Genomic DNA, 6,661 nt, shown 5'->3' with positions numbered 1-6,661 from the left:
CCGGCGCCGTAAAGCCAGGACCCCTGGTCCGTGGGCACGTCCACACACCGGGCCCGGGCGCCACCCTCTCCCGACAGACTGCCGCCCAGATACCAGTTGAGGCCGTCATTCCAGACGCGGGCGTAGTATGAGTTCGTCTTGAACCCGCCCGTGCCTTCCACCCGCGTGAGGAAGCAGCGCCGCTGCGCGGTGACCGCCCCCAGCAGCCTCGCCGGGTCTCCCGTGAACCAGACGCCATCCAAGGTCCGGTTGGTGGCCGTGTTGATGCACTGCACGCCCTCGCCCAGCGCCTTGCCGTTGTTCGGGTTGATGGCGAGGTACCAGTTCCCGGCGTAGATGTACGCATAGACGCTGCTCGTGAGCCCCGAGGACGAGGGCGTCAGGCTGCCCTGGACGCCCGTGAGGAAACAGGTGCGACCCACGGAGGTCCCCATGTCGAGCTGGGTCCACCCAGTGGAGCCCCACCAGTACGAGCCCCCCAGCACGACGCCCTGCTCGGTCTGCTCCACGGCCTCGCTGGGCGCCTCGGGCACGTCGCCCTCGGGCTGGCCCTGCTCGGGCAGCTCGCCCTCGGGCTGGCCCTGCTCGGGCAGCTCGCCGCCACAGCCCACCGCGAAGGCGGCAAGGGGCATCGCCATCAACGCCTTCCCCATCCCCTCCTGACGGTGGAGTCGAACTCTTGTGATGGGGAATCCGAAGGCCTGTGCGCCGCGAGCGGCGCCAGCACGTCGGCCTCGCCGCTCGTCATGTGTCCACCGGTACTGCTACTTCATGCGCACCGTGACGGTGTTGGTCGCGGTGTTGAGCGTGAGGAAGCCCCTCTGGAACTCACTCTCGCGCCCGCCGGTGACGGCGTACTCGTCCGTCAGCGGGTAGCCCAGCGTGCTGCGCTCCCAGCCCAGCGACTCCCACTTCGCCCGAATCGGGCCATGCACCTCGTGCGCTCCCGTCGCCGCCGTCCAGTAGATGCTTCCATTCTGGAAGTGGTTGAAGCGGCCCACCCCATCCGGCGTCGTCGTCTCGTCCGTCGTCGGGTAGCCCAGCAGCCCCGCCTCCCGGCTCAACGCCACCCACCGGGCGTTGATGTCGCCAACCACCGCGTGTGCGCCCGTCGCCGGCGTGAAGTAGATGCTTCCCTTCTGGAAGTGGTTGAAGCGCCCCACTCCGTCCGGCGCCGCCTGCTCGTCCGTCACCGGGTAGCCCAGGTAGCTCTTCTCCCACCCCAGCTCCGCCCACTTCGCATGGACGAGTCCGCGCACCTCGTGCGCTCCCGTCGCCTGCGTCCAGTAGATGCTTCCATTCTCGAAGTGGTTGTAGCGGCCCGTCTGGTCCGGCGTCGCCAGCTCCCCCGTCTTCGGGTAGCCCAGCACGCCGCGCTCCCAGCCCAGCTGCTCCCACTTCGCACGAATGTCCCCGTGCACCTCCCAGGCCCCCAGCTCCTGCGTCCAGTAGATGCTGCCGCGCTCGAAGTGGTTGTAGCGGCCCCGGCCGTCCGGCGTCGTCAACTCGTCCGTGAGCGGATAGCCCAGCACGCCCCGCTCCCAGCTCAGCTGCTCCCACCTGCCACGGATGGCGCCCAGCACCACGTGCGCGCCCAGCGTCGGCGTCCAGTAGATGCTGCCACGCTCGAAGTGGTTGAAGCGACCCACTCCATCCGGCGTGGCCAGCTCACCAACCTGGCACGCCCCCAGCAGCACGGGACCGTTGACCGCGTTGTACTTCGCCTTGATGTCCCCCATCAGCACGCAGCCCGTGCCGCAGTGCGAATTGGCCCGGGCGAGGTAATCCCGCCAGGGCCAGTTGGCACCGGGATCCGTGCGGTCATACGGCTGGAGCTTGCCGTGCCCCACCACGTGGTAGCTGTCGCGAGGAATCCCGTGGTCACGCGTGATGTCGCACAGCAGCCGGGCCGAAGCGTCGATCTGCCCCACCGGCCAGTTCACCGTCGACGCATACCCGCCGTGCTCGATGCCGATGGTGAAGTCGTTGGCGCTTCTCCCGTTCAGCCCGCACTCCGCCCCGCTGTTGTTGCTGCACTGGTAGGTAGCGCCGATGTGCCAGCCCCGGCTCCCGTCGCGCACGAGCTGGCTGATCTCCCCTCCGTCCTCGCGCACCACGTAGTGCGCGCTCACTTGCGAGCTGGGGTTGGTCAGCCAGCTCCAGCACCCCGAGTAGCTGCTCTCACAGGTGTGGATGATCACCATCTTCACCCCCATGGGCCGGGAGTTGTAGTTGGGCGAGGGCCGCCACACGGCCGGGGCGTAGTCCGGACCGGCGAGCGCCTGGGCCTGCTGCCCCAGCTCCCCTTCGGCCAGGCCCTGTCCACTCGCGGCCCACTCCTTCGACAGCGTCCCGAGTCCCAGGCGGGCCACCCGGAAGACCTCGTCGTGGACGAAGCTGCGGCGCCCTGCCTCGTCCTGGATGCCGGACACCTCGGCCACCGCCGGTGCCCACTTCGCCGCCTGCGTCCGGTCCACCTTCAGTGCATTCGCGCGGCGCGACAGCAGCGCCGCCGCCGCACGGACGTGGGAGCGCGCTTCGGTCCTCGCCTGCTCCGCCGTGACGCCGGCCAGCTTCGCGCCCTCCTCGAGCTGCGCTCTCGTGAGCGCCATCAGTCCGTAGACGGCCGGGCGGCCCTCGAACTCCTCGGCGCCCTCCACCATCTGGTAGCGCGTCTGCACGAAGGAGATGGACTTGAGGAGCGCGGGCGGCACATCGAACTCCGCGCCGGCCTCCTTGAAGAGCGCATCGAAGGACTCATCCTCGCGGGCGGCGTCCTCCGTCCCAGGCGCTTCCCTCGGCATGGTGGGGACCGCGGACGCCTGCTGCGGCGGCTGCTCGTCCATGCCACACGCCTGCGTCAGCGCCAGCGAGGCGGCGAGCACGACAATTCCTGGCCTCTTCTTCATCGATTCCTCCGGACTTCGTCACGCGAGTCGTGGCGGCTCCAAGGAGCCCAAAGACAGGCGCACGGGGGAGCCAAGAAGAAGGAGGATACGCTTCTATTGGCGTCCAAGAAATCAAGAAAGAACGATTAAGCCAGAGATTCTGGGTCTCCAGTTCCAAGGCTGAATACAAATACTCAGGGAGAGGCTTCAGACCGCGTCCTGGATGTTCCCCAGGTACGTGTCGATGCCGTGCTTGCCGTCAGGGGCGAACACGTCCGGGTCCGTCCCCGCGGAGTCGAACGTGTGGATGGTCGCGCCCTCCGGGGCCTGCCTGGACGAACCCCCGTTGAGGCCGCCAATGCCGGGGAAGAGCCCGGACACGATGCCACTGACGATGTCCGTGACGGGGTTGAACTCGTGCGTGCCCAGCCACGTCGGCACGGGGTCCTGTTTGTTGACGTAGAAGGTGTAGTTCGGCCCGTCCGGGAACGTCTTGCCCGCGCCCGCGAACATGGAGACGTTGATGTTGCCGAGCAGCTCCTCGCGCTTCTCGCGGTTGCCGTCGCCGAGGATGGGCAGGTTGCCCCAGAAGCCGCCCATGTCGTCCTTGATGCGGTGGTCCACCTCCCGCAGCGCGCTCGCCACGATGGCACCGCCCTGGCTGTAGCCCGTGACGTTGACCTTATTGCCCGCCTGCAGGTCGTTGTAGATGGCGTCCGCCAGCGTCTGCGCCGCCTTGTTGTCACCGATGCCCAGCCGGTCCATGCCCGTCTGCGCGACGTCCGCGGCAAGGCCCTCCGTGGCGTTGTAGACGGGCACCACGTTGGTGCCCGTCTCGTTCGCCATCTTCTGGGCATCGCTCGTGGCGCTGCCCGGCGGCGTGACGATGCCGTTGACGTGGTACGTCGTCGGCGTCGGGCTGGCGATGGCCTGCTCCGGCTGGAACGGCGGCACCTCCGAGACGGAGAACCTGTCCGGCGGATAGGCGTAGCCGTCCGAGCCCAGGTACATGCCGTCGTACGTCTTGGGGTCGGCGTTCGCGTCGATCTTCAACGCGCCGCGCGCCACCTTCGTCGCCTCGTCCAACATCACCGTGCCGGCTTGGACCGTGCCCCGGTTGGACTGGATGGGGGGCAGGTTCGCGTTGCCACCGGTGGAGGCCTTGGCCGAGGCGCTCGCCCCCACGAACACGTCCGAGCTCGACTGGGAACGGGCCACCTGGTTCCTTGCGTCCACGGGCGCCGCCTTCGGCTCCGGAGGGCGCGGCGTCACCGGGCGGATCAGCCCCTTTCCAACTCCGTTGATGGTCATGGCTGAGGGGCTCCTGGCTCTCGGGGTGCAGGGAGTTATCGAGACCTGAGAGAAGAAGTTGCCCCGTCAGGTCAAGACGTTGACGTAGAGGGCCGGCGTGCGGCGCTCGGTGGCCCGCTCCACCACATGGCCCAGGCGCAGACCGTGCGTGACAATCACAATGTGGGGTGCTCCACCGTCTCTCGAATCGTCGGATTTCCTCGAGCCGTCTCCAGGGTCGCCGCGGGTGTGGCGACCCGCCACGACCTGACCGATGCGGTGGACATCTGGTGGACGGCTCCTGCTCGCACTAGCGTTTTTGCCGCTACCTCGCCGGGAGGCTCGCTCATGACGTCACGTCGGTTGATTGCCCCACTGCTGTCGCTGGGCCTGTCCGCGGTGGTGGTGATGCTCGCGGTGGGAAATGGCTGCAAGAGTCTGGGCACCAGCGCCCGCCCCGAGGTCGGGGCCACGTCCGCCTCGCTGTCCACCCCGGTGACATGCCCACAGGGGTTCCGCACCTTCACCCTGACGAACCAGGCGACCCAGACGGTGTGGATCGGCCAGACGGCGGGTGCGGCGCCGCCTCCCTTCAACTGCACGGACGACAGTGACTGCGGCCCCAATCAGCAGTGCAACAATCCGGGCTGTACCAGCAGCGCGGACTGCAACTCGGGCAACATGTGCGACACCCGCACGGGGCAGTGCATGGTGGCGCCCAGCACTCAGTGCAACGGCACCGCGAAGCCTGTCACCGTCGACCTGCCCATGCCGCTGTGCACGGGGGCGAAGCAGGTGGCCCCCTGCACGGGGTGTAGCGCCGAAAACTGTGACACGGCGACGGGCCTGTGCATGTGCGCCAGCGGAGGTCAGAGCGCGTGTCCCTCCGGGACGACCTGCTCCAGCACGGTGCAGGAGTGCAGCCTCGCCAACGGAGGCACCTGCTACTTCCAGCAGGTCATCCCCGGTGAGAATCAGGGGTGCAGCGCGGCGAGCCCCACCTGCCCGTCGGGCCAGAGCTGCGACGTGGCCCTGGGGCTGTGCCAGTACCCGGCCACGGACGGCGGCGTCCCCCTGGACGCGCTCGAGCTGACGACCGGCGAGACGGCCACGCTGTGCATGCCTTCTTCGCTTCCCACCGCCTTCTCCAGCCTCCAGCCCGAATACACCTCCTGCACCCAGGACTCGCAGTGCCAGAGCAACCGGTGTCTCCTGGCCAGCGGGGGTGCCATCTCCAACCCGCCGACGGACTGCCCGGCTGGAGGCACCTGCCTGTGCCGGTCCGTCGTGGGGTGGAGCGGCGGCATCTTCGGGCGCCTGGGCTGCCAGGCCGACGGCACGAAGTGCCAGAGCGCGGACTGCGGCAACGCCCCCGGCCAGCCCTGCCCGCTCGGCAAGGGCGGCACCAACCCGTTCTCCTCCGCCGAGTTCACCCTTCAGCCCAACGCCCTCGACTTCTATGACGTCACCATCATCAACGGGGCGAACGTCAGCATCCAGATGGGGCCGCGTGGCGACGGCGGCTTCGCGCCGGCCTCCCCGCCCTCGCCCTACTCCTGTGGAAATGCCGGCGGCACGAGCGCCCAGGGCACCGCGGACGCGGGCATGCTGGAGGCCTGCTCCTGGAAGTTCACGCCGGACACGAGCACCGGGCTCCCCGCCGACTACTCCGTGCTGCTGCGCGCCGTCACGCTGCCGGTATGCACGAGCAGCAGCGACTGCGCGTCGGGCACGAGCTGCGTCAACAACCTGTGCCAGCCGACGCTGACGAAGTGCAGCACCACCAAGCCCTACTGTGCGGGCAACGCGGTGTGCAGCAACCCCAACAACCCCGCCGTCGGCTATTGCAGCACCTGCCAGGCGGACAGCGACTGCTCGGCTGACGCGGGGACGCCGACGTGCGGCACCACGTTCCTGCCGGGCATCGGCAACATGACTCCGCTCATCCAGGCGTGTGGCAGGTCCATCGGCTGGTGGTCCTACGAGGACCTGTGCTCGGCGCTGCCCGGCTACAGCTACGGCCCCCTCAACTGCTCGCAGACGATGACCGTGGGCACGGTGCAGGACACGCTGACCAACCTCTTCGGGTGCGCCGGGCAGTTCTCCAGCTCCTGCTACAACGCGACGGCCGGAAACAGCCCGGCCTGCTGTGGCTGCGCGACCTTCCCGGGCAACAAGACGGGGAGCTTCTGGCCCACCACGCTGGAGGCTGGCAACAACCCGGCCCAGGCGGACGCCGGGCAGTGCGTCAACAACAACACGGTGTGGGCCCAGAGCGTCCAGCCCTGGCTCGCCTTCCTCAAGCAGGCCTGCCCCACGGCCTATACGTATGCCTACGACGACGTCACCAGCACCTTCACGTGCATGACGCCGGGGACCGGCGGGGCGGATGGCGGGGCGCCCAACGCCGTGGGCTACGGCATCGTGTTCGGGGACGTGAACTAGGACGTCCAGGGCCCTGATGACGGGGACGTGCGCCCGAG

The 6,661-nt window shown here is 68.6% G+C and carries 4 protein-coding genes; 1 reads left to right on the top strand and 3 read right to left on the bottom strand.

Annotation, left to right across the window (positions count from 1 at the left end):
- From G4D86_RS30480 to G4D86_RS30470, 3 genes are all read right to left on the bottom strand, one after another.
- A partial coding sequence (locus G4D86_RS30480; RefSeq protein ID WP_163997580.1) for a hypothetical protein occupies positions 1-638 on the bottom strand: 638 nt, incomplete at its 3' end.
- A gap of 126 nt (positions 639-764) precedes the next feature.
- Positions 765-2,909 (bottom strand): N-acetylmuramoyl-L-alanine amidase, encoded by a 2,145-nt coding sequence (locus G4D86_RS30475; protein WP_163997579.1) that lies wholly within the window; start codon positions 2,907-2,909, stop codon positions 765-767.
- 186 nt (positions 2,910-3,095) lie between these two features.
- Positions 3,096-4,199 carry a PE-PPE domain-containing protein gene (locus G4D86_RS30470; protein ID WP_163997578.1) on the bottom strand — a complete coding sequence of 368 codons (1,104 nt, stop codon included), beginning with the start codon at positions 4,197-4,199 and terminating at the stop codon, positions 3,096-3,098.
- A 327-nt stretch (positions 4,200-4,526) separates the two neighbouring features.
- Between G4D86_RS30470 and G4D86_RS30465 the strand changes: the two genes are divergently transcribed.
- Complete coding sequence (locus tag G4D86_RS30465) at positions 4,527-6,623, top strand: thaumatin family protein (RefSeq protein ID WP_163997577.1); 2,097 nt, start codon at positions 4,527-4,529, stop codon at positions 6,621-6,623.
- The last annotated feature ends 38 nt before the right edge of the window (positions 6,624-6,661 follow it).

Source organism: Pyxidicoccus caerfyrddinensis, assembly GCF_010894405.1.
GTDB classification, from domain to species: domain Bacteria; phylum Myxococcota; class Myxococcia; order Myxococcales; family Myxococcaceae; genus Myxococcus; species Myxococcus caerfyrddinensis.
Note: the sequence above shows the minus strand (reverse complement) of the source record. Positions and strands in the feature narration are given on the sequence as shown.